19 protein-coding genes are annotated in these 22,882 nt (G+C 33.5%); 8 read left to right on the forward strand and 11 right to left on the reverse strand.

Annotation, left to right across the window (positions count from 1 at the left end; all coding sequences use genetic code 11):
• Positions 1-126 precede the first annotated feature (126 nt).
• Positions 127-297 (reverse strand): hypothetical protein, encoded by a 171-nt coding sequence (locus ACHZDT_RS17550; protein WP_394775952.1) that lies wholly within the window; start codon positions 295-297, stop codon positions 127-129.
• 83 nt (positions 298-380) lie between these two features.
• Here ACHZDT_RS17550 and dnaE point away from each other — a divergent pair, with 83 nt between their 5' ends.
• Both dnaE and ACHZDT_RS17560 read left to right on the forward strand, forming a co-directional pair.
• On the forward strand, positions 381-4,925 hold the full coding sequence (gene dnaE / locus ACHZDT_RS17555) for a DNA polymerase III subunit alpha (protein WP_394775953.1): 4,545 nt from the start codon (positions 381-383) through the stop codon (positions 4,923-4,925).
• A 179-nt stretch (positions 4,926-5,104) separates the two neighbouring features.
• Positions 5,105-6,076, forward strand: a complete 972-nt coding sequence (locus ACHZDT_RS17560; protein ID WP_394775954.1) for an outer membrane beta-barrel protein — start codon at positions 5,105-5,107, stop codon at positions 6,074-6,076.
• A gap of 236 nt (positions 6,077-6,312) precedes the next feature.
• On the opposite strand, the gene ACHZDT_RS17565 is transcribed toward ACHZDT_RS17560, so the two are convergent.
• The 5 genes from ACHZDT_RS17565 to ACHZDT_RS17585 form a co-directional block, all read right to left on the reverse strand.
• Positions 6,313-7,125, reverse strand: a complete 813-nt coding sequence (locus ACHZDT_RS17565) for a Gfo/Idh/MocA family protein (protein ID WP_394775955.1) — start codon at positions 7,123-7,125, stop codon at positions 6,313-6,315.
• Positions 7,070-7,312 carry a Gfo/Idh/MocA family oxidoreductase gene (locus ACHZDT_RS17570; RefSeq protein ID WP_394775957.1) on the reverse strand — a complete coding sequence of 81 codons (243 nt, stop codon included), beginning with the start codon at positions 7,310-7,312 and terminating at the stop codon, positions 7,070-7,072. Before ACHZDT_RS17570 ends, ACHZDT_RS17565 begins: the two co-directional genes overlap by 56 nt.
• A 380-nt stretch (positions 7,313-7,692) precedes the next feature.
• On the reverse strand, positions 7,693-9,801 hold the full coding sequence (locus tag ACHZDT_RS17575; RefSeq protein WP_394775958.1) for a prolyl oligopeptidase family protein: 2,109 nt from the start codon (positions 9,799-9,801) through the stop codon (positions 7,693-7,695).
• Between the two features lie 303 nt (positions 9,802-10,104).
• Positions 10,105-12,312, reverse strand: a complete 2,208-nt coding sequence (locus ACHZDT_RS17580; protein WP_394775959.1) for a TonB-dependent receptor domain-containing protein — start codon at positions 12,310-12,312, stop codon at positions 10,105-10,107.
• A gap of 155 nt (positions 12,313-12,467) precedes the next feature.
• Positions 12,468-12,821 carry a hypothetical protein gene (locus ACHZDT_RS17585; protein WP_394775960.1) on the reverse strand — a complete coding sequence of 118 codons (354 nt, stop codon included), beginning with the start codon at positions 12,819-12,821 and terminating at the stop codon, positions 12,468-12,470.
• Between the two features lie 191 nt (positions 12,822-13,012).
• On the opposite strand from ACHZDT_RS17585, the gene ACHZDT_RS17590 reads away from it, so the two are divergent.
• The gene (locus ACHZDT_RS17590) at positions 13,013-13,747 is read left to right on the forward strand and encodes a porin family protein (RefSeq protein WP_394775961.1); all 735 of its coding nucleotides are present in this window, start codon (positions 13,013-13,015) and stop codon (positions 13,745-13,747) included.
• Here the strand turns inward: ACHZDT_RS17590 and ACHZDT_RS17595 are convergent.
• A complete protein-coding gene (locus ACHZDT_RS17595; protein ID WP_394775962.1) occupies positions 13,742-14,347 on the reverse strand; it encodes a hypothetical protein in 606 nt (201 codons plus the stop codon). The two genes, ACHZDT_RS17590 and ACHZDT_RS17595, sit on opposite strands and share 6 nt — an antisense overlap.
• A 352-nt stretch (positions 14,348-14,699) precedes the next feature.
• Here ACHZDT_RS17595 and ACHZDT_RS17600 point away from each other — a divergent pair, with 352 nt between their 5' ends.
• The 5 genes from ACHZDT_RS17600 (at position 14,700) to ACHZDT_RS17620 (ending at position 20,125) form a co-directional block, all read left to right on the forward strand.
• Entirely contained in the window at positions 14,700-17,171 is a 2,472-nt protein-coding gene (locus tag ACHZDT_RS17600) for a bifunctional UDP-N-acetylmuramoyl-tripeptide:D-alanyl-D-alanine ligase/alanine racemase (RefSeq protein WP_394775963.1), read from the forward strand.
• Positions 17,172-17,240: 69 nt separating this feature from the next.
• Positions 17,241-17,624 (forward strand): large conductance mechanosensitive channel protein MscL, encoded by a 384-nt coding sequence (gene mscL / locus ACHZDT_RS17605; protein ID WP_394775964.1) that lies wholly within the window; start codon positions 17,241-17,243, stop codon positions 17,622-17,624.
• A gap of 404 nt (positions 17,625-18,028) precedes the next feature.
• Positions 18,029-19,018 (forward strand): aspartate-semialdehyde dehydrogenase, encoded by a 990-nt coding sequence (locus ACHZDT_RS17610; RefSeq protein WP_394775965.1) that lies wholly within the window; start codon positions 18,029-18,031, stop codon positions 19,016-19,018.
• Positions 19,019-19,152: 134 nt separating this feature from the next.
• On the forward strand, positions 19,153-19,554 hold the full coding sequence (locus ACHZDT_RS17615; protein ID WP_394775966.1) for an immunity 22 family protein: 402 nt from the start codon (positions 19,153-19,155) through the stop codon (positions 19,552-19,554).
• Between the two features lie 58 nt (positions 19,555-19,612).
• Positions 19,613-20,125 carry an SMI1/KNR4 family protein gene (locus ACHZDT_RS17620; RefSeq protein ID WP_394775968.1) on the forward strand — a complete coding sequence of 171 codons (513 nt, stop codon included), beginning with the start codon at positions 19,613-19,615 and terminating at the stop codon, positions 20,123-20,125.
• Positions 20,126-20,203: 78 nt separating this feature from the next.
• Here ACHZDT_RS17620 and ACHZDT_RS17625 read toward each other — a convergent pair whose 3' ends face one another.
• The 4 genes from ACHZDT_RS17625 to ACHZDT_RS17640 all read right to left on the reverse strand — a co-directional run bounded on the left by ACHZDT_RS17625 (position 20,204) and on the right by ACHZDT_RS17640 (position 22,754).
• On the reverse strand, positions 20,204-20,521 hold the full coding sequence (locus ACHZDT_RS17625; RefSeq protein ID WP_026982672.1) for a 2Fe-2S iron-sulfur cluster-binding protein: 318 nt from the start codon (positions 20,519-20,521) through the stop codon (positions 20,204-20,206).
• A gap of 59 nt (positions 20,522-20,580) precedes the next feature.
• Complete coding sequence (locus ACHZDT_RS17630; RefSeq protein ID WP_394775969.1) at positions 20,581-21,063, reverse strand: hypothetical protein; 483 nt, start codon at positions 21,061-21,063, stop codon at positions 20,581-20,583.
• Between the two features lie 210 nt (positions 21,064-21,273).
• Positions 21,274-21,513, reverse strand: a complete 240-nt coding sequence (locus tag ACHZDT_RS17635) for a NifU family protein (protein ID WP_394775970.1) — start codon at positions 21,511-21,513, stop codon at positions 21,274-21,276.
• Positions 21,514-21,620: 107 nt separating this feature from the next.
• The gene (locus ACHZDT_RS17640; RefSeq protein WP_394775971.1) at positions 21,621-22,754 is read right to left on the reverse strand and encodes a P-loop NTPase; all 1,134 of its coding nucleotides are present in this window, start codon (positions 22,752-22,754) and stop codon (positions 21,621-21,623) included.
• Between the last annotated feature and the right edge of the window lie 128 nt (positions 22,755-22,882).

Here is a 22,882-nt window from a genome sequence, read left to right on the forward strand (position 1 = left end):
AGTAAAATCAGCGTCTAATTTTGACGCGGATAAAACAGATTTACTTCGTAAAAACGCGGATAAAAACGGATTTGATCTGCAATAATTTTATTTTTTAAAGCTTTAACTTAATGATTGAGCTAGGGACTATGTGAAAAAATCTAGATTTTCAACCGCTCTTTTCTGTAAAACAATTGCCTGTGTTTCTATGTGTTTATTTTTTTTGCGAATGAGAGCCAACGGTTTATTTATTGCTTTTGTTAACAACTTTCGCTTCGTTATTTCTCTAAAAAAAGCGTAAATTTGAACTTCTTCCATTTTCTAAAAAGCAATTTTTTATAATCCATATAATCAGATGTTTATATTGGAATTTGGAATTTAATTTTTGCTATTTTAACTCTATGTATTTAATATTCGATACCGAAACAACCGGATTACCAAAACGTTGGGACGCTCCAATAACTGATTCTGATAACTGGCCTCGCTGTATTCAGATTGCGTGGCAGCTGCATGACGAAATGGGAACGCTTATAGAACATCAGGATTATTTGGTAAAACCTGACGGATTCAACATTCCGTATGACGCAGAACGTATTCACGGAATTTCGACTGAATTGGCTGAAGCCGATGGAATTACCTTGGCTGAAGTTTTGGAGAAATTCAATATTGCTTTAAGTAAAACCAAGTTTATCGTTGGTCAGAATTTAGGTTTCGACGTTAATATTATGGGAGCCGAATTTCACAGAGCTGGTGTAGATTCTCCTATGAGTTCAATGCCGGTTTTAGATACTTGTACCGAAGTTACCGCTTCATTATTACAACTTCCGGGAGGTCGTGGAGGAAAATTCAAACTTCCAACTTTAACAGAATTACACAGTTATCTTTTTAATAAACCATTCGCAGAAGCACACAACGCAACTGCCGATGTTGAGGCAACTACGCGTTGCTTTCTTGAATTAATCAGAAGAGAAGTTTTTACCAAAGAAGAATTAGATGTTCCGAAAGAATATTTTAAAGAATTTCAGAATAGAAATCCTCAGGAATTCCCTTTAATTGGTTTAAAACACATCAATTTAAAAGCAGCTTCTGATAAAATCAGAGAGCAACTTAAAGCTTTAGAATCTGTTGGTAAAGAAACTACAGTTTCACATTCTGACAGAGAAGATTTTAAATCTGCAAAGTATGCGCATTTACACAATCATACTCAGTTTTCGGTTTTACAATCGACAATAGGTATTGGGAATATTGTTTCGGCTACAGCCAAAAATGGAATGCCAGCCGTTGCAATGACTGATACCGGAAACATGATGGGGGCTTTTCACTTTGTGAGCGCCGTTATGAACCACAATAAAGCGGCATCTGCAAAAAATAAAGCGTTGGTTGAAGCTGGTGAAGAACCAACGGAAACCGAAATGAAACCAATTGTGGGTTGCGAATTTAATGTTTGCGACAACCATCTTGATAAAAGCAAAAAAGACAACGGGAATCAGGTTGTATTGCTGGCCAAAAATAAAAAAGGATATCACAATCTGGCAAAAATGTCGTCGATTGCCTTTACAGAAGGATTTTATTATGTTCCGCGAATTGATCGAAAAATTGTCGAACAATACAAGGAAGATATCATGGTTTTGTCCGGGAATTTATACGGAGAAATCCAGAGTAAAATCCTGAATGTTGGTGAAAACCAAGCTGAAGAAGCTTTGATTTGGTGGAAACAACAGTTTGGCGATGATTTTTATTTAGAGGTTATGCGTCACAATCAGGAAGACGAAAATCGCGTGAACAAAACCCTGATCGAGTTTTCTCAAAAACACAACGTCAAATTAATTGCGACAAACAATACTTATTATTTAAATAAAGAAGACGCCAATGCGCACGATATTTTATTGTGTGTAAAAGACGGAGAAAAACAAGCAACGCCAATTGGTCGTGGTCGTGGATATCGTTACGGATTACCCAATCAGGAATACTATTATAAGTCATCTGAAGAGATGAAAAAACTCTTCGCTGATTTGCCTGAAGCCATTATTAATATTCAGGAAATTGTCGATAAAGTGGAGATTTATTCGCTTTACCGAGATGTATTGCTTCCTAAATTTGATATTCCGCAGGAGTTTGTGGTTGTTGAAGATGAAGCTGACGGCGGAGTTCGAGGAGAAAATAAATATTTGCGACACCTCACAATGGTTGGCGCAGAAAAGCGATATGGAGTAATTACCGAATCTATTCAGGAACGTTTGGATTTTGAATTATTAACGATTTCAAATTCCGGATATCCGGGTTATTTCTTGATCGTTCAGGATTTCATCGCCGAAGCCAGAAATATGGATGTTTCGGTTGGACCGGGTCGTGGATCTGCAGCGGGATCTGCCGTAGCTTATTGTTTAGGAATTACGAACATTGACCCAATTAAGTACGATTTGCTTTTTGAGCGTTTCCTAAATCCGGATCGTGTATCCATGCCAGATATTGATATCGATTTTGATGATGAAGGCCGTGGTCGTGTAATGGATTATGTAATCAATAAATACGGTAAAAATCAGGTTGCGCAAATTATTACTTATGGTAAAATGGCAACCAAATCAGCGATTCGTGATACGGCTCGTGTTCTTGATTTACCATTATTTGAAGCCGATAGAATCGCAAAACTGATTCCCGCGATGATGCCTTCAAAATGGAATCTGGCACGTTTTATTTCTGAAAATGAAGACGAGGTTAAAAAAGCACTTCGCTCTGATGAATTTGAGAATGTAAAAGAATTAATCGCCATTGCCAATGAAGATGATTTGGCAGGAGAAACTATTCAGCAGGCAAAAATCCTTGAAGGATCGATGCGAAATACAGGAATTCACGCTTGTGGTGTAATTATTACGCCATCGGATATTACGAATTTCGTTCCCGTTACCACCGCAAAAGATTCTGATTTATATGTAACGCAGTTTGATAACTCGGTTGCAGAAAGTGCAGGATTGCTAAAAATGGACTTCTTGGGTTTAAAGACCCTTACATTGATAAAAGACACCGTTAAACTGGTAAAATATAGAAACGGAATTGATTTAGATCCGGACACATTCCCAATTGATGATGTTGAAACGTATGCACTTTTCCAAAGAGGAGAAACGGTTGGAATCTTCCAGTACGAGTCACCCGGAATGCAGAAATACATGAAAGATCTGAAGCCAACGGTTTTTGGAGATTTAATTGCCATGAATGCCTTATATCGTCCGGGACCTTTGGAATATATTCCATCTTTCGTAAGAAGAAAAAATGGCGAAGAGGAAATCAAATACGATTTAGATGCCTGTGAAGAATATTTAGGAGAAACTTACGGAATTACGGTTTACCAGGAGCAGGTAATGCTTTTGTCACAATCGCTGGCTGACTTTACAAAAGGTGAGGCCGACGTCTTGCGTAAGGCGATGGGTAAAAAACAAAAGGAAGTTCTGGATAAAATGAAGCCTAAATTTGTGGAGCAAGCTGCAAAAAAAGGTCATGATGCTAAAATTTTAGAGAAAATCTGGAAAGACTGGGAAGCTTTTGCGAGTTACGCCTTTAACAAATCGCACTCGACTTGTTATGCGTGGATTGCGTATCAAACTGCGTATTTAAAAGCGCATTATCCTGCCGAATATATGGCGGCGGTACTTTCTAATAATATGAATGATATTAAACAAGTATCATTTTTTATGGAAGAATGTAAACGAATGGGATTACAGGTTTTAGGACCGGATGTAAATGAGTCGTTTTACAAATTTACTGTAAATGATGAATATGCTGTACGTTTTGGAATGGGAGCGATTAAAGGAGTTGGTTCCGGAGCTGTTGCAACAATTGTAGAAAGCAGAAAAGACGGTAGATATAAGTCGATTTTTGATTTGGCAAAACGTATCGATTTACGCGCAGCAAATAAAAAAGCAATCGAAAATCTGGCTTTGGCAGGTGGTTTTGACTCGTTTGAAGGAACTACAAGAGCACAATATTTTCATGATGATGGTGACGGAATTACCTTTTATGAAAAAGCAATTCGTTACGGATCTAAGTTTCAGGAAAACGAAAATTCATCTCAGGTAAGTTTGTTTGGCGAATCGAGTGAAGTACAAATCGATGAACCTGTTGTTCCTCCGTGTGAAGACTGGAGCACGATGGAGAAATTAGCTAAAGAGAAAGAAGTTGTCGGGATTTATATTTCAGGACATCCTCTTGATGATTTTAGATTTGAGATGAAATATTTCTGCAATGCCAGATTAGAAGCCTTGAAAAGCATGAATGAATATGTGGGTAAAAATCTAAATTTTGCCGGAATTATCAATAATGTGCAACATCGTGTGGCCAAAAATGGAAAAGGTTGGGCAGTATTCAATTTAGAAGGATATGATGAGAGTTTTGAATTCAAGATTTTTGGAGAAGAGTATTTAAAATTCCGTCATTTCCTGATTCAGAATAATTTTGCTTTCCTGAAAATAATAATAAAAGATGGCTGGGTAAATCATGATACAGGTAAAAAGTCAGATCCAAGAATGCAATTTGTAGAAATAAGACAATTGCAGGATATTCTGGAAGCTTTTGCTAAAAAACTGGTTTTACTATTAAATATAGAAGATTTACAGACAGAGTTTATTCATAATCTAAGCCAGTTATTTAATGAAAATAAAGGAGATAACACCGTGACTTTTGAAATTATGGAGTTAGAAAAAATAAAACGTTTGGTTCAGGTAGAAACCGCTACTGATTTTGAAGAAGCTGATGATGCTGTTTTTGTAGATGAAAATGAAAGCGAAAATGAAGATGCTCCAATCGAAGAAACTAAAATTCGGGAAGTCAATGAAGTTGAAGAAATTAAAGTAGTAACTAAATTAACGATGCCAAGTCGCAGATTAAAAATTAAGATTTCGACCGAGTTATTGATGGAATTAGAGAAAATGCAGGTAAATTTTAAGCTGAATTAAATTTTAACAGTTAAAATTTAGAAGAATGCATTTTTTTTACGTTAAAAATATGCATGCATAATACTTTTTTAGTAATATTGTGTAAAATTACAACGATTTCGTTCTAAGTCTAACATTGCAAACAATAAGGATATGTTAAAATAATCTATGTTTGTAAAAAAATAATTAAAAAACAAATTATGAAAAAGAACCTATTTTTACTAGGATTATTAGTTTGCTCTATGGCGACAATGGCGCAAACAGAAAAAGCAGATAAACCGGAGAGCTGGTATTTTAAATTAGGTGGATCTTACTTTAATCAAACAGCTTCTACAGAATTTCCAACAGTTGGAGGTCAATTACCAAATAGAGATGTCTATGCAGGTACGTTAGCAAATAATAAACTGGTTTCAAGAGAAGGAGTAACAGGTTCTTTTGGACAAGGTTTTAGAAGCGGAATTACTGCTGGTTACCGTTTTTCAACACGTTTAGGAGTTGAGATGGCAGCAAATTACTACGTTAGTAATAGTAAAACAATGGCGCAAACTACAGACAGACTTATTTCATACAATCCGGCTACAAGCCCGGCTGCTACTTACTTAAGTTTTACAGCAGAAGGAGAAATCAAAGCTTTCGATTTAGCTCCTGCTCTTGTAATGTTTTTAGGAGAAGCTCATGGATTTGAACCTTACACAAAAGTTGGAGTTATTGTTCCAATTCAGGGTACATTAGATATTAAAACAGACAGAACGTATTCTACTTTTGTAGGTGCTAATCAAGTTGCTCAAACAGAAGCGTATTCAAAAGATGTTGTAAAACCTAATCCTTCTATTGGATTTATGGCGTCTATAGGTACTTCTTATAAATTAGGAAAACATATATCAGCTTTTGCAGAATTAGAATACCGTAACTTTACTGTACACGGAAAAACTAAAGAAACTGAAACATATACTGAAAATGGTGTAGACAAATTAAATGTAGCAACGACTTTCCGTCCTGATGCATCATACTCTGCAAGTCATACTAAATATGTTGAGTCAATCAATTCTACTTCAAATAGTAAAGTAACTAATGCAGCTGGTTTTGATAATACAAAAGCGACTGATGACGTTAGTACTTACGTTGGAATTTCAGGTTTAGGTTTGACTTTAGGTCTTAAATACAGCCTATAATTTTAAGAAATTATACTTTATAAAAAAGAGGATATTCATATGAATATCCTCTTTTTTTATGCTTTTTTGTCATTTCGAAAAAGTAGAAATCGCATAACATATTACGATGGATCTATGAATGTGAATTACTTCATCCGTTTGCAAAACCCGACAGGTTTTTAAAACCTGTCGGGTTTACTATGCGTAAAGGTTGAGATGTGATTTCTTTCTTGAAAAGAAAAAATTGTATTGAATTATTATTTTTTAGAATCCCTAAACTCCTTTAAAACTTCATCAATAACCCAGGTTGTTCTTGCGGCTGAATTTCCTTTTGATGGAGAAAAACCTTCGTTGCCTAAAAGTTCTTCAACAACGGTTTCTATAAAAGGCTGCTGAATATGAAGTGGATTTTCGATTGTAATAGTTTCCTTTTCACCATTTGTATATTGAATCTCAATTGAATCATTTCCGAAAGTTGAGAAAGATATTTTTCCTTTATCGCCTACAATATCGGTATTATCATAACGCTCAAAACTGGCAAAATTCCATAAACCGGTTCCGTGAATTCCGTTTTCAAATAAAAACGACATCGAAACCGAATCTTCGGCAGGATATGCAAGAAGTTGAGAACTCGCATGACCGCGAACAGATTTAATCGGACCAAAAACAAAATCCAGAAAATCTAAAGTATGACAAGCCAGATCAACAAATATTCCGCCACCTGAAATATGTGGTAAAACCGTCCACGGCAAATTAATATCGTCATCATAACGTTCTTCAAACGGATGATACAAAACGCAATTTACATGTCTGATTTTGCCTAATTTATTTTGATCTATAATTTCCTTTATTTTTAAGAATCTTGGTAAACTTCTTCTGTAATAAGCTACAAATAGCGGAACGTTGTGTTCTTTACAAGCGCTAATCATTTCGTTACATTCTTCGAAATTCAGAGCCATTGGTTTCTCAACATAAACCGGTTTTCCGGCTTTGGCGCATAAAATAGTATATTCTTTATGAGATGATGGAGGCGTTGCAATATAAACAAACGGCATCAACTTCCGGATCATTGATTAAGTCAACAGCGTTCGAATACCATTTAGGAACGTTATGTCGTTTGGCATAATCTTCGGCAAGAGCAGCATCTCTTCGCATCACGGCAACCAAAGCTGAGTTAGGCGTTTTCTGAAAAGCCGGACCACTTTTAACTTCAGTTACATTTCCACAGCCTATAATTCCCCATTTTACAATTTTCATTTTTCTGGTTTTTTAGTTATTTCAAATTTAAAAAAGGTTTGCCACGAATTGCGCTAATTTTCACGAATTATTTTCTTTGAAACTTGCTTTAAAAAACAGCCACGAATTCACGAATTATTTTTTCACGCAGATTCTGCAGATTTAGGCTGATTTAAAAAAGAAAAAATCTATGTTCATCTGCTTAAATCTGCAGAATCTGCGTGAAACAATTAAGCAGACTTAAAAAAAATAATTGGTGAAAATTTGTGTAATTTGTGGCGAAAAAAAACACACAGTTTAGAAAATCATTTTTAATCTTTTGAATCTGTGGAAAAAAAAATAACCACGAACTCACAAAAATAATTTATGAATTCGTGGCTATAAAAAATTTGGACTAAAGTTTACTTTTTAGGTAAAGCTTTAAATCCCATATTGTAAAGCGTGAACGCCTGAACGTCTACACTTTCCTGAATCATTGCAGCAACAGATTTTCCTGCTCCATGACCCGCTTTTACATCAATACGAATCAAAACAGGATTATCTCCCGCTTGTTTTTCCTGTAATTCGGCAGCGAATTTAAAGCTATGTGCGGGAACAACACGATCATCATGATCTCCGGTTGTAACCATTGTTGCAGGATATTGAGTGCCTTTTTTTACGTTTTGTACAGGAGAATATCCTTTAAGATACTCAAACATTTCCTTATTATCCTGAGATGTTCCGTAATCGTAAGCCCAACCAGCACCAGCGGTAAAAGTATGGTAACGTAACATGTCCATTACGCCAACAGCCGGAAGTGCCACCTTCATTAAATCAGGACGTTGTGTCATTGTTGCTCCAACTAATAAACCTCCGTTAGAACCTCCGCGAATCGCTAAAAAATCAGATGAGGTATATTTTTGAGCAATCAAATATTCGCCTGCAGCAATAAAATCGTCAAATACATTTTGCTTTTGCAATTTCGTTCCGGCATCATGCCATTTTTTACCATATTCACCGCCGCCTCTTAAATTGGCAACAGCATACACTCCGCCATTTTCCATCCAAACAGCATTAGCAATACTAAAACTTGGTGTTAAACTAATATTGAAACCACCATAACCATAAAGTATAGTTGGGTTTTTACCGTTTAGTTTTAATCCTTTTTTATACGTGATAATCATCGGGATTTTTGTTCCGTCCTTTGAAGTATAGAATATTTGTTTTGATTCGTAATCATCACTTTTAAAGTCAACTACAGGTTTTTGATATACTTCAGATTTACCTGATTTTGGTTCTAATGAATAAATAGATCCCGGAGTTGTATAATTAGTAAAGCTGTAATACAATGTTTTTTCGTGTTTTTTTCCTCCAAAACCAGTTGCAGTTCCTACCGCAGGAAGTTTAATTTCACGAATTAATTTTCCGTTATAATCGTATTGCTGTACAAACGAAACCGCATCTTTAGTATAATTGGCAAAAAAGAATCCACCACCGGTTGAAGGTGATAAAATATCCTGTGTTTCCTTGATAAAATCTTTCCAGTTTTCAGGTTTTGGATTGCTTACATCAACCGTAACAACACGTTTATTTGGTGCGTTTAAATCTGTTTCAATAAATAATTTTCCTCCTTCATTTTCAATCACCTGATTGTCGCTGTTAAAATTGTCTACAATCGTAACAATCGGACTATTGGGCTTTGTTAAATCTTTAATGTATAATTCATTTCCGTAAGTAGAATTAGCTGCTGAAATCACCAGATATTTATCATCTTCGGTAACATAACCGCCAATATATCGTCGTTTTTGGTCTGCGCCAAAAATTACTTTATCTTCTTTTTGAGAAGTTCCTAATTTATGAAAATACAGTTTATGTTCATCTGTTTTAGCGGAAAGTTCACTTCCTTTTGGTTTTTCATAACTTGAATAATAAAAACCTTCGTTTCCGTGCCACGCAACTCCACTAAACTTTACATCAACCAAAGTATCTTCCAGAACTTTTTTAGACAAAGCATCAATGATAATTACTTTTCTCCAATCGCTTCCACCTTCAGAAATCGCATAAGCAGCTTTGTTTCCGTCTTTAGAAAAATCTAAACCACCAAGAGAAGTTGTTCCATCTTTAGAAAAAGTATTCGGATCTAAAAAAACTTCTTCTTTACCATCTGTTCCTTTTCTGTAAATAACAGCTTGATTCTGAAGTCCGTTATTTTTTGTATAATAAGTGAATTTTCCTTCTGTAAATGGGGCACTGATTTTTTCGTAGTTCCATAATTTTTCCATGCGTTTTTTAAGTTCATCACGAAAAGGAATTTTATCTAAATAGTCATAGGTAACTTTATTTTCAGCTTTGACCCAAGCTCCTGTTTCAGCTGATTTATCATCTTCAAGCCAACGATACGGATCACTTACTTTTGTATCAAAATAAGTATCTATGGTTTCACCTTTTTTAGTTTCCGGATATTGAATTTTGTTTTGTCCAAATGAAATTCCTGCGGTTGTGATAGCCATTATAAGAAATGTTTTTTTCATTGTTTAAGTTTAAACGGTTGTAACAAAAATAGCGTTTTTTGTGAGATCAATATATATTTTACCGCAAAGCATGCTAAGATTTATTTAATAGTATCTTGAGCAAACACAAAGTTCGCAAAGCTTAGTGCTAAACCAGCTTTGCGAACTTTGTGTTTTTTATAAACTTTGCAAATAAAAATCTTAGCGTGCTTTGCAGTAAATTTTTTCGCAAAGTAAAGCTTAAATAAACCACGTAAGAGATACAAGTTTAACCAAAAACAAAAAATAAACGGATATCAGGCTTACATGGTTTAATTTGAAAAGTTAGATGTTAAAATTCACCCCAAGAACAATATTTCTTCCAATATTAGGAATCCCATCTGTTTTTAATCTTGAAAGATGCGCAATGTATTTTTTATCAAATAAATTGTTTCCGTTCAGGTTTACATCAAAAGCATGTTTGCCGAGTTTTACCGTTCCTCCAAAACCTAAATTTACTAAAGTATAACCATTTGAAGCTGTTTCAAAACCACTAACATTATTCTGATTGAAAGTAGACGAAACATTTAAAGACGCATATCCTTCTTCAAGCCAGTTTTTGATTTTAAATTCAGTTCTTAAAGTATTGTTCCAGTTGTTTGCCGGAATTAATGGCAAATAATCATTATTATCTTTTTTACCCGTTACAGTTTCAAAACTTGTTTCAAAATGCAGCCAGTCCAGCGGATGCGGGTGAAAGTGAAAACCAACTTCACCACCATATAATTTTGCATTATCCTGAGTATAAGCAAAAACATCATTATCGTCACGAATTTCTCCAGTTGGCGAAGTGTAAATATAATTGTTGATATGATTGTAAAATCCGTTAATGAAAAACTCAAAATGCGTGTTTTTATATTCTAAATTCAAATCCGTCTGAACGTTTTGTTCCGTTTTTAAATCAGCGTTTCCTATTTCGTAACGATTCGTTCCTTCGTGAACCCCATTTGAAGTTAATTCAGCTAAATTTGGCGCTCTAAAACCAGTTGCCACATTCAATCGAAGCGTTAAAGGTTCTGCAAGTTTCGTTTTATATCCTAACGAAGCATTAAAACTATCAAATGATTTGTCCAAAGGCAGGAAATATCCCTCTTCACCTTCAGTTCCGTGAGCTTGCGAAGTAACATTTCTGTTATCAAAACGCAATCCCGCTTGTACAACACTATTGTTCCATTCGTAATTTGCCGTTCCAAAAACACCAAAATCATTAGTCGTAGCATCCGGAATCAAATATTCTTCGCCAGAATTTTTGTTCGTTTGATGCATTCCCTGCACGCCCAAAATTGTTTCGATTTTCCCAAGTTTAGGAAAATGATATTTAGCATTATAATTAAAAGTATTCAGTTTCATATGAAGAGAAGCTTCATTGCTGTCCTCAAATTCACTTCGGTCATTGGCAATATATCCCAAATCAACATCTAATTTCGAATTTTGAAAAAAGATAACATTGTTTAAACTAAATAGATGATTAAAAATTCCTTGTCTCGGAAACTCCGTATTTTTACTTGTTGATTGTTCTCCAATTCCGTTATCAGGCATTCCAAGATCAAGTTTATTGTAGTTATATCTTAAAACACTTGAAAAACTAGAATTACTATATCCAATTCCGGTTTTAAAATCGGTTTCGTTGTAACGAGTATTTGTAACGCGATCGCCATCGGCAATTTTATAATCAGAGTGCGTGTTGAAACTTCCGCGAGCTAAAAATTTCCAATTATCGGTAGACGTTTTTAAGCCAATAGAAGAATTGCTTCCTTGTGTATTTGTGAAATATTTTTGACTAAAATTTGCCTTAAAAGTATTCGCATCAGCAAATTTTTCAGGATTAAAATATAAAACACCGCCCAATGCATCAGAACCATATAATAAAGATGCAGGACCTTTGATAACTTCGACACTTTCAATTCCGGCATCATTTAAACCCAAACCATGTTCATCTCCAAATTGTTGGTTTTCAATGCGAACACCTTGAGAATAAACCAAAACGCGATTTCCGCTTAATCCGCGAATAACCGGTTTTCCGATAGAAGTTCCTGTAGAAATCTGAGAAACTCCCGGAATTGTTGCCAGACCTTCAATTAAAGTCGAAGTTCCTTTTTGCTGTAAAGTTTTAATGCTTTCATGTTCCACCTTCATTACGTTTTGCGATTGCAATTTGTTAAAAGGAGTAGAAACCACAACTTCATCCATTTCAAAAATAGATTCAGTTAATGTAATGTCTAAAGTGTTTTCTTTTAATAGTTTAGAAATTGATTTGCTTTGAGTCGTAAACCCAACAATCGTAAAAGTAAGTCGGAAACTTCCGTTTGGAAGATTCTTAAATTCATATTTTCCGTTTTCGTCAGTTGTTGTTCCTTTATGCAATTCTGCTGCATAAACAGATACATTTGATAATGGTTGGTTTTCAAGATTTGTTACCGTTCCTGAAACTGTATTTTGAGCCGAAAGAAAGCTCGAAAAGCCTAAAATTAGGACAATTATTAATTTTTTCATTTGAAAATGATGCTATAGTTAAATTGATTTTGTCTTTAAACCAAAACTAAAAGGAATAGTAAAATATGCCGATCCTGAAAGTTTCAAGATGGGGAAATCTTCTAATTTTTTTAAATTGATTTTAAAGAGTTTTTGTTTTTTCGAATATATTCGAATTAAGAAACTATAGCTGCGGGAGGACCTCGTAATAAATACGGGCTTTCTGAAAGTGAAAATATTTTTTCCGGAAGAGAGAAAAAATAAGGAATTTCAATTGTATAATTGTGAAATTGAAAAGCAAATTCTTGAGGTAAAATATAACTTCCAAACACAAAATGACACACATAACATAACTCATAATCATGATGTTGATGCGTTATTTCACCACTTGGATCATTATAATTGTGATGACATTGTTTTTCTGAAAGTTGCTTTACAATATGCTCATAACTGTGTATGGACTGAAACAAAATTGAGAACAATAATGTTAAAGCCAGAAAAACACTTGATATGAGCTGTTTTCTTTTCATTCCTGACAAAGGTATAAAAGATCAAAGTAAAATAGATTCATTTTTTCAATTCTGTTACTTATTTCTTGAAAAAAGTGCAATGAATGATTTTATTCGCCATGAAAAACAGAATAATTACGTTCAAATTGCATCCTGAACTAGCATTATATTATATTTGTAAGTAAAATAAATCTACCCTAAAAAACGTTTACTTGAAAAACTCCTTAAAACCAAAATACGATATGCGATTACTTTTTAGTTGTTTGTTTTTAATATCGTTTTTCAATTCTTTTGCGCAAGAGGTTAAGCCTGAGCTAACACCTATTGTAAAAATTGATTCCTTATATCGTGAGGATCAGTTTTATTTTTCGGTTACCTATAACCTTTTAGTTCAGGGACCAACAGGCTTAAAACAGGAAAAATTTTCAGCCGGACTTTCAGCAGGTTTTTTGCGTGATATGCCTATTAATAAAGCGAGAACTATTGCAATTGCAGCAGGTTTAGGATTGAGTTACCAAAATTTTTATCAAAACCTAACGATTTCAAAAGCTCCGGACGGAGCATTGATTTATGGCGTAAATAGTTCAAGTGAATTTGTTTCAAACAGATACAAACAATATTCTGTAGATGTTCCTATTGAATTTAGGTGGAGAAATTCAACATTTGAAAGTTATAAGTTTTGGAGGATTTACAGTGGTGTAAAACTGAGCTACATTTTCTCAGACAAATCAATTTTAAAAGACGGAGAATCAACTTATAAAATCTCCAAGAATAAAGATATCAACCAGTTTCAATACGGAGTTTATGTTTCGGCGGGTTATAATACGTGGAATGTTTACTGTTATTATGGCTTAAACGGTTTGTTCGACAAATCGGTTAAAACCGTTTCAGGCGAAAGTATTGGCGTTAATGCAATGAATATTGGTGTGATTTTCTACATTTTATAGCCACAAATACAAAAATAGTAATTGCGGAAATATTCCGATAAATGTTCCAATTACCAATTCATTTGGCGAATGCGCTTCCATTTCTAATCGGGACGAAGCTACAACACCAGTCATTAAAATCAAAAAAGCAGCCCAATACGGATTTTGCATTTGGAGGTGAATATTTAATCCAATCGCAAAAATCGTAAATCCGCTAATTGCCATCATATGCAAACTTGCTTTTATCTTAAATAAAGAGCATACTAAAGCTAATATTGTACTAAATAAAGCACCAAGAAAAAAGAAATGCAACTCAGGATAACGGGTAATAACAATGCTTCTTTTTACCAATAGAATATATAAAAAACACTGTAAAATAAGCGGAATTTTGCGTTGGGCAGTTTCATGAATCATTATAGATTTTACATGTCCTGTTGAACGAAGCAACAAGAAAAACAATACCGGTACAAGAATCGTAATAATCAGGATTTGAAATAAAACATAATATTTTTCCTCATTTGTAAAAACTTCATTTTTGCAAAAAAGATAAAATAATGCGGCATACATCGAGATAAAAATTGGATGTAATATATAAGAGAATAAAGGGAGGATTTTTTTCAAAACTGTGTGTTTAGTGGCGTTTAACAAATATAAACAAATAATGTTTTTTTGCCACGAATTGCACGAATTAGCACAAATTTTAATTTATGGCAAATTTTTTAAATCTGACAGACATTTGTTTTCACGCAGATTTTGCTGATTTAAGCAGATACGCGCAGATTTTTTTTCTATTAAATAAATCGGTTTAAATCAGCAAAATCTGCGTGAAAAAATAACCGCAAAGAATTAGTGCTAATTTGTGAAATTCGCGGCGACCTTTATTAATATGTGGCAAAAAGAACCGCAAATAATTAATGAAAAATTGTGAAATTCGTGGCAAACGTTTTTTTAAATTTGACAAAAAGAATATTAAATGAGCATAAACTTAAAAAGCCTTATCCCAGTTCTTGATGCCAAATGGATTGGGTCAGATTCTACGATTTTAGTAGATCATATTTCAATCGATAGCCGTTCATTACAAAACGGATCTGAAACTTTGTTTATTGCCCTGTCAGGTGTTAATAATGATGCTCATTTGTATATTAAAGAATTGATTGAGAAAGGCGTGCAAAATTTTGTCGTACACTATATTCCTGAAAATTGTGCCGGAAAAGCTAATTTTCTGGTAGTCAAAAACACATTGAATGCATTGCAGGAATTGGCAGGTTACTATCGAAATCTTTTCAATTTCCCTATTATCGGATTGACCGGAAGTAACGGCAAAACGATAGTAAAGGAATGGCTTAACTTTTTATTGAGCCCGGATTACAATATTGTCAGAAGTCCTAAAAGTTATAATTCGCAAGTTGGGGTTCCGTTATCCGTAATTTCAATTAACGAGAAACACAATTTAGGTATTTTTGAAGCTGGAATTTCGACGGTTAATGAAATGATTAAAATCGAAAAAATCATTAAACCTACAATTGGAGTTTTGACCAATATAGGTTCTGCACATGATGAAGGTTTTAAAAATTTACAGCAAAAAATCAACGAGAAATTATTATTATTTAAGGAATCTTCAGTAATAATTTATCAAAAAAATCCGCTTGTAGATCAATGTCTGTATTCGTTTTGTGCCGAATATCCATTAAATGACAGGAATCTTTTTTCATGGAGTTTTACTGATATCACTGCAGATGTTTTTATTCTGAAAAAAGAAAGTAAAACAGATTCTACGCATATTAAATACCAATATAAAGAAGAAGTTTTTAATCTGGAAATTCCGTTTAGTGATTCGGCTTCTATAGAAAATGCTATTTCATGTTTGTTGGTTTTGCTTTATTTTAAATACGATTCTGAAACCATTCAAAATTGCGTTCAAAATTTATATCCGGTTCAAATGCGACTTGAAGTTAAAAACGGAATCAACAATTGCAGTATTATCGATGATAGCTACAGTTCTGATTTTGAATCTCTTAAAATTGCTTTGGATTTTCTGGAAAGTCAAAAAAAGAAGAACGCTTCAAAAACGATTATTTTATCTGATATCGTTCAAAGCGGATTTTCAAATGAAGAATTGTATTCTAAAGTGGCTCAATTAATTGCTGATAATGAAATAAACCGTGTAATAGGAATTGGATCTGTGATTGCATCATTTGCAGCAAAATTCCCAAACTGTATCACATTTCAAAATACAGCCGAATTTACCGCTCAAATTGAAATTTTGAATTTTCAAAATGAAACTATTTTAATAAAAGGCGCAAGATCATTTCAGTTCGAGGAAATTGTTTCTTTATTAGAAGAAAAGACACATGAAACCATTCTTGAAATTAACCTGAATTCTATAAGTCATAACCTCAATTACTATAAATCAAAATTAGCCGGCAATGTAAAATTAATGGTAATGGTAAAAGCATTTGGTTATGGAAACGGAGGTTTAGAAATTGCCAAATTATTAGAACATCATAAAGTTGATTATTTAGGTGTGGCTTTCGCCGATGAAGGAATCTCGCTTAAAAATGGCGGAATAAAATTGCCAATAATGGTTTTAAATCCGGAATCGACAAGTTTTCCTTCGATAATTCAATACAATCTGGAGCCTGAAATTTATAGCCTAAAAGGATTAAAAGCGTTTCTGAAAATTGCAAAAGAGAAGGATTTAAAAGATTTCCCAATTCATATAAAATTAGATACGGGAATGCATCGTTTAGGTTTTGAAGCAAATACACTCGATGAATTAATTGAAACTTTAAAAGGAAATTCAACCGTAAAAGTAAAAAGTGTTCTGTCGCATTTGGCAACAAGCGACGAAATGAAACATTATGATTTTGTAATTTCTCAGATTAATTTATTCGAAAAATTATCTTCAAAATTAATTTCAGCATTAAATATTAACCCAATTCGACATATTTTGAATACATCAGGAATTAGCAATTTTCCTGATGCACAATATAATATGGTACGTTTAGGAATTGGATTGTACGGAGTTTCAAATGATCCGGCAGAACAAAAATATCTGGAAAACGTAGGAACTTTAAAATCAATTATTTCGCAGGTTCGCACAATTCCTGCCGGAGACAGCGTAGGTTACGGGCGCAGGTTCATGGCAGAAAAAGAAACTAAAATTGCCACAATCCCAATAGGTTACGCCGATGGAATTTCAAGATTGTGGGGAAATCAGGTGGGTTACGTAGTAATTAAAAATCAGAAAGCATACATTTTAGGAAGCGTTTGTATGGATATGTTAATGGTCGATGTAAGTCATATTGATTGTAAAGAAGGAGATTCGGTTATCATTTTTGGAGAAAATCCAACGGTTACAGAAATGGCTTTGGCATTAAAAACAATTCCTTATGAAATAATGACCAGTATTTCGCAACGCGTAAAAAGAGTATTTTTCAGATAGATTTTAGAAACTTTGCAGAAAATTCCGTATTTTCGATAATCAATTAATTATAAAATAAAATAAACGATTATGGGGATATTTTCAGAATTTAAGGAATTTGCAATGAAAGGCAACGTCGTCGATTTGGCTGTTGGTGTCATCATTGGAGCAGCTTTTGGTAAAATTGTGAGCTCATTAATTGAAAATGTAATTACACCGTTAATATTAAAACCAGCATTAGATGCGGCACATTTATCGACTATAGAAGAGCTGACGGCTTTTGGAGGTGTGAAATACGGTTTGTTTATTTCGGCAGTAATTAACTTTATAATTGTTGCTTTTGTATTGTTTCTAATCATTAAAGGAATCAATAATATTAAAAAGAAAGAAGAGCCAAAACCAACTTCGCCAGCCGGACCTACGCAAGAAGAACTTCTTGTTCAAATTAGAGATCTATTAAAAAACAAACAATAATACAATATACCGCTGCACTAAGTCTAACTTAACCGTTCCTTAATTGGAGCGGTTTTTTTTATTCAATGCTAAATGTTGTGGAAATATAAGATATAAATTCACTAATTATTTTTACCGCAGATAACGCAAAATTTTTATCTAAGCATATCGTAGAAGCCCAGAGTTCGCAAAGCTAAATCAGTATAAAGCTTTTGTGAACTTTGTCTTTTATAAAAACTAACAATAAAAAACGTATTGTTTTCTGCGGTAATTTTTTTCTCTCTACAGGTTTTGGGATTGACCAGATTCTATCATTTTGTTTGATTTATAACATTTTGTTATTTTTTGTGAAGCGTCTTGTTTTGTTTTTTATTATAGCTACTTTTGTATTATAAATTAGATTAATTCATACTAAAAATATAAAAATGAGAATAGCCGTTGTAGGTGCCACTGGTATGGTTGGCGAGATAATGCTTAAAGTTTTAGCAGAAAGAAATTTTCCCGTTACTGAGTTAATTCCTGTTGCATCTGAAAAATCAGTAGGTAAAGAAATTGAATATAAAGGTCAAAAATATAAAGTTGTAGGATTGCAAACGGCGGTTGATATGAAAGCTGATATTGCTCTTTTCTCAGCTGGAGGAGATACTTCACTAGAATGGGCACCAATATTTGCTGCTGCCGGAACAACAGTTATTGATAATTCTTCGGCTTGGAGAATGGACCCGACAAAAAAATTAATTGTTCCAGAAATCAATGCAAATACATTGACTAAAGAAGATAAAATTATTGCAAATCCAAATTGCTCAACAATCCAAATGGTGTTGACTTTGGCTCCATTGCACAAAAAATACAACATAAAAAGAATCATCGTTTCAACATACCAATCAATTACCGGAACTGGTGTAAAAGCGGTGAGACAATTAGAAAATGAATACGCAGGAATTCAGGGAGAAATGGCATATAAATATCCAATTCATAGAAACGCGATTCCACATTGCGATAGTTTCGAAGAAAATGGATACACTAAAGAAGAAATGAAATTAGTTCGTGAAACTCAAAAAATTCTTGGTGATAATACCATCAGAGTTACAGCAACTGCGGTTCGTGTTCCAGTGGTTGGCGGACATAGCGAAGCGGTAAATGTTGAGTTTACAAATGATTTTGATGTAAATGAAGTTCGTGAAATTTTACATCATACTGATGGAGTAGTAGTTCAGGATAATTTAGATACTTTTACTTACCCGATGCCATTATATGCAGAAGGTAAAAATGATGTTTTTGTTGGAAGAATTCGTCGTGACGAAAGCCAGGAAAACACATTAAACATGTGGATAGTTGCTGATAACTTAAGAAAAGGAGCTGCGACAAACACAATCCAGATTGCTGAATATTTAATTCAGGCAGGTTTAGTATAATCAGAGATTAAAGAAAATTGTTATAAAGAAAGAACCGTAATTGCAGTAATGTAATTGCGGTTTTTTTGTGCTGTTAATTTGCGGAGATTTTCAGGATAAGCTATACTTTTGTCTTAACCATAAATTATAAAATAATGAAAACAGAGACTTGCCATTTTTGGTTTGGAAAATTTGAATCAGAAAAGGAGTATTTTGATTTTGTTGGTGAAGATCCTGCATTTTATGAAGATGAAGTTTCTGATGAAGATCAAAAATATATTTCTGAATTTGCGAAATCCCAAAACGAGAATTTTTTAGATCATGATTTTATCGAAAGCGGATTTGAAAATCAAGATATTTCGTTTGAAGATAAATTCGTAGGTTATTCATATTCTGATAAATGGATTTTAGAAGCACAAAATAGATTAGTTGATCAAAATCTACAAGAAATCAATACGATTATTTTTATTTCAAAAAATCAAATTGAAACGCCGGTTACAATAACCAATTCAAAATTCAGATTACTCTATATTGGAGAAATCGAATATGAAATTTGATTAAAAAGTTTTACAATAGATAATCTAAATCATATCTTAGCTTATAAAAATAAAGGAAATGAACTTTGATAATTATAAAATAATCCCCAACTATAAAACGAATTCAACCGATTTGTTCGTTGCTGACAATGCAGAAATTCTGGCTTGCGAAAAAACATTAAATATTGTTTTTGATCAGGATTATAAAGAATATGTTTTAAAATACGGAAGCGGAATTCTGGGTGGAACTTATGTGCGCATATTTCTTCCTGAAACAATAATCATGACTTTGCAGGAATGGAAAAATCGTATTACAGAATATTGGTTTTGGGACGAAGGAAAAGATGTTCTGACAAAAGAAGAAGTTTTAAACCGAGACTTCGGGACTGTTAGAATTGGGGATACTTTTGATGGGGACGAAATAATACTTCTTAAAAATGAATATTTTATTTTGCCCAGAAATAGCGAAATGATTTATAAAGCAGGAAATACACTTGAGGAAACTATAACGTGGTTGTGTTCATCAGGAATCTTAACTGAAGCATTTTCTGAAAGAGAATTTGAACCTTTTGATCCGTCGGGTCTGGAATAAAGGCAAATAAAAAATTCCAAATTCAATAGAATATTGATACTATTGGAATTTGGAATTTAAAATATTGTAATTTATCGTTTAATATTCAGGGGCTAATTCTAATTCTAATCCTTCTAACTCGGTAGTAATTGGAATTTGACAGCCTAAACGACTATTTGATTTAACATAAAATGCTTCCGACAGCATGGCTTCTTCTTCATCTCCCATTTCAGGTAATGCAACATCATTAAGAACATAACACTGGCAGGAAGCACACATGGCCATTCCGCCACAGGTTCCTTCAACAGGTAGTTCGTATGCTTTGCATAACTCCATTATATTCATCGCCATATCAGTTGGAGCTTGTAACTCGTGTATAACTCCTTCTCGATCTTTAATCTTTATTAATACATCCATTTAATTATTGGAATTTTACTGGTTTGGATTTTATAACGTGAAAAAATCCCTAAAATATATTAGCTGTTTTTGATACTAAAAGCGTATTCTTTTTTGTTTCCTTCTTTAAGACGCATTTTTAAGCCAAGAGTATTTCCGTTTTTCTCTAATATTGTTACTAAAGCAATTACAGAATAATAATCTTTATCTGATTGAAAAATCAGAGTGCCTTCATAAGTTGAATTCATCACTCCTTGTTTATCTGTTGTTACAGAAACTTTCCTTGGATTTGTAAATTGAGCAGCACTGTAAGTTGCTTTATTTGCAAATTTAGCTTTCCCATCGCAAAAATCATAAAGGAAATCATAATTACCAATTCTTAAACTTCCTTCTGCTTCCTTTGCATTGGTTGAAAATACAATTTGACCTGCATGTTGAAAATCAGACCATTCCTCAGATTCGTTTACCCAGGCTTTGTCAACAACTAGTGTTTGAGTAGTTTGTTGTGCATAATTTACAGAAATGCAAAATAGCAATAAAAATAGTGCGTAATAATTCTTCATAGACTTTAAGATTAAGTTAAGTGACAAATTTAAGTTAATTATGTAATAATTACTTAGCTATAACTCTTAAAATTTTACGTTATTTTTTGATAAATCTGCAATAAGCTGTATTGTTTCTACTGTATTATTGTTAATTCTGAAATAATCTACTCAAAGAACTATTATTCCTGTTAATTGAAAAAATTTAAAAAGCAGAAAAACATCATTTTATTACATGATGTTTACTACAGTTTCGATTTGTGGGGCGAATTTTTTTATTGTTGTTTCAACACCTGCTTTTAGCGTCATTTGGTTTACACTACAGCTAATACATGCTCCTTCAAGACGAACTTTGACATGTTTGTCATCGTCTATAGAAATTAGTGTAATATCTCCACCATCAGAATTTAAAAAAGGTCTGATTTCTTCCAGAGCTAATAATACATTGTTTGTTAATTCTTCTGTTGTCATAATTTTATGTGTCAATTAAAGAATTAGATAATTAGAAAATGTGTCCATTAGAAAATTTTAAATTCTCAAAAAAACAGCATTATCTAATTGTCTAATTATCTCATTATCTAATTTTTCTTAACTGCTGAACAACCTGCCATAGTTGTAATTTTAATAGCTTCTGTTGCTGGCAGATTATCATTTCTGTTTACTGTTTCCTGAACCACATTTCTGGTTATTTCTTCAAAAACAGCTTCGATTGCTGAAGCAGTCTGCATTGCTGCCGGACGACCAAAGTCACCAGCTTCACGAATTGATTGTACGATAGGAACTTCTCCTAAAAACGGAACATTTAAATCTTCTGCAAGGTTTTTTGCACCTTCCTGTCCAAAGATATAGTATTTATTATCAGGTAATTCTTCCGGAGTAAAATACGCCATGTTTTCTATAATTCCCAAAACAGGAACATTGATGTTGTCCTGCATAAACATTGCAACTCCTTTTTTAGCATCGGCAAGCGCCACAGCCTGAGGTGTACTTACCACAACAGCTCCGGTAATTGGTAATGATTGCATGATCGAAAGATGAATATCTCCGGTTCCGGGAGGTAAATCGATCAACATAAAATCTAATTCTCCCCAATCTGCATCAAAAATCATTTGGTTCAAAGCTTTTGCAGCCATTGGACCTCTCCAGATTACTGCCTGACTTGGAGCTGTGAAAAAACCAATAGAAAGTATTTTAATATCATAACTTTCAACCGGTTTCATTTTTGATTTTCCGTCAACGGTAATCGAAATTGGTTTTTCGTTTTCAACATCAAACATAATAGGCATTGAAGGCCCGTAAATATCTGCATCAAGAACTCCAACATTAAAACCCATTTTTGCAAGCGTTACGGCAAGATTTGCAGTAACAGTAGATTTTCCAACTCCGCCTTTACCAGAAGCAACGGCAATAATATTTTTGATTCCGGGAATTGCTTTTCCTTTTATTTCATTAGGATTTTCCTTGGCTTCAACCTTAATGTTTACTTTGATTTTTGCGTCTGGTGATACCAATTCAAGAATTGTTTTTTTGATATCATCTTCGGCTCTTTTTTTAATGTGCATTGCAGGTGTGTGCAAAAGTAAATCGACCACAACTTCATCACCAAAAGTTATTACATTGGCAACAGCACCACTTTCAACCATATTTTTTCCTTCTCCGGCTATAGTAATTGTTTCTAGAGCTTTAAGAATTTCTTTTCTATCTAATTTCATTTTAATCTACTGTTTTCTATTGAAAGAAATCAAATTAAGCATTGTGTTTATTTAAACTGATTTCAGACTACAAAGATAACAGATTATGTTCGGATTCAAACCCTTTTAAATTGTATTTATTGATATGA

It is taken from the genome of Flavobacterium sp. (assembly GCF_043722275.1).
GTDB lineage: Bacteria > Bacteroidota > Bacteroidia > Flavobacteriales > Flavobacteriaceae > Flavobacterium.

Coding starts and splice junctions, on each gene's coding strand:
- ACHZDT_RS17550 (WP_394775952.1), bottom strand. CDS start 297: ATGGAAGAAGTTCAAATTTACGCTTTTTTTAGAGAAATAACGAAGCGA.
- dnaE (WP_394775953.1), top strand. CDS start 381: ATGTATTTAATATTCGATACCGAAACAACCGGATTACCAAAACGTTGG.
- ACHZDT_RS17560 (WP_394775954.1), top strand. CDS start 5,105: ATGAAAAAGAACCTATTTTTACTAGGATTATTAGTTTGCTCTATGGCG.
- ACHZDT_RS17565 (WP_394775955.1), bottom strand. CDS start 7,125: ATGATCCGGAAGTTGATGCCGTTTGTTTATATTGCAACGCCTCCATCA.
- ACHZDT_RS17570 (WP_394775957.1), bottom strand. CDS start 7,312: ATGAAAATTGTAAAATGGGGAATTATAGGCTGTGGAAATGTAACTGAA.
- ACHZDT_RS17575 (WP_394775958.1), bottom strand. CDS start 9,801: ATGAAAAAAACATTTCTTATAATGGCTATCACAACCGCAGGAATTTCA.
- ACHZDT_RS17580 (WP_394775959.1), bottom strand. CDS start 12,312: ATGAAAAAATTAATAATTGTCCTAATTTTAGGCTTTTCGAGCTTTCTT.
- ACHZDT_RS17585 (WP_394775960.1), bottom strand. CDS start 12,821: ATGAAAAGAAAACAGCTCATATCAAGTGTTTTTCTGGCTTTAACATTA.
- ACHZDT_RS17600 (WP_394775963.1), top strand. CDS start 14,700: ATGAGCATAAACTTAAAAAGCCTTATCCCAGTTCTTGATGCCAAATGG.
- mscL (WP_394775964.1), top strand. CDS start 17,241: ATGGGGATATTTTCAGAATTTAAGGAATTTGCAATGAAAGGCAACGTC.
- ACHZDT_RS17610 (WP_394775965.1), top strand. CDS start 18,029: ATGAGAATAGCCGTTGTAGGTGCCACTGGTATGGTTGGCGAGATAATG.
- ACHZDT_RS17615 (WP_394775966.1), top strand. CDS start 19,153: ATGAAAACAGAGACTTGCCATTTTTGGTTTGGAAAATTTGAATCAGAA.
- ACHZDT_RS17620 (WP_394775968.1), top strand. CDS start 19,613: ATGAACTTTGATAATTATAAAATAATCCCCAACTATAAAACGAATTCA.
- ACHZDT_RS17625 (WP_026982672.1), bottom strand. CDS start 20,521: ATGGATGTATTAATAAAGATTAAAGATCGAGAAGGAGTTATACACGAG.
- ACHZDT_RS17630 (WP_394775969.1), bottom strand. CDS start 21,063: ATGAAGAATTATTACGCACTATTTTTATTGCTATTTTGCATTTCTGTA.
- ACHZDT_RS17635 (WP_394775970.1), bottom strand. CDS start 21,513: ATGACAACAGAAGAATTAACAAACAATGTATTATTAGCTCTGGAAGAA.
- ACHZDT_RS17640 (WP_394775971.1), bottom strand. CDS start 22,754: ATGAAATTAGATAGAAAAGAAATTCTTAAAGCTCTAGAAACAATTACT.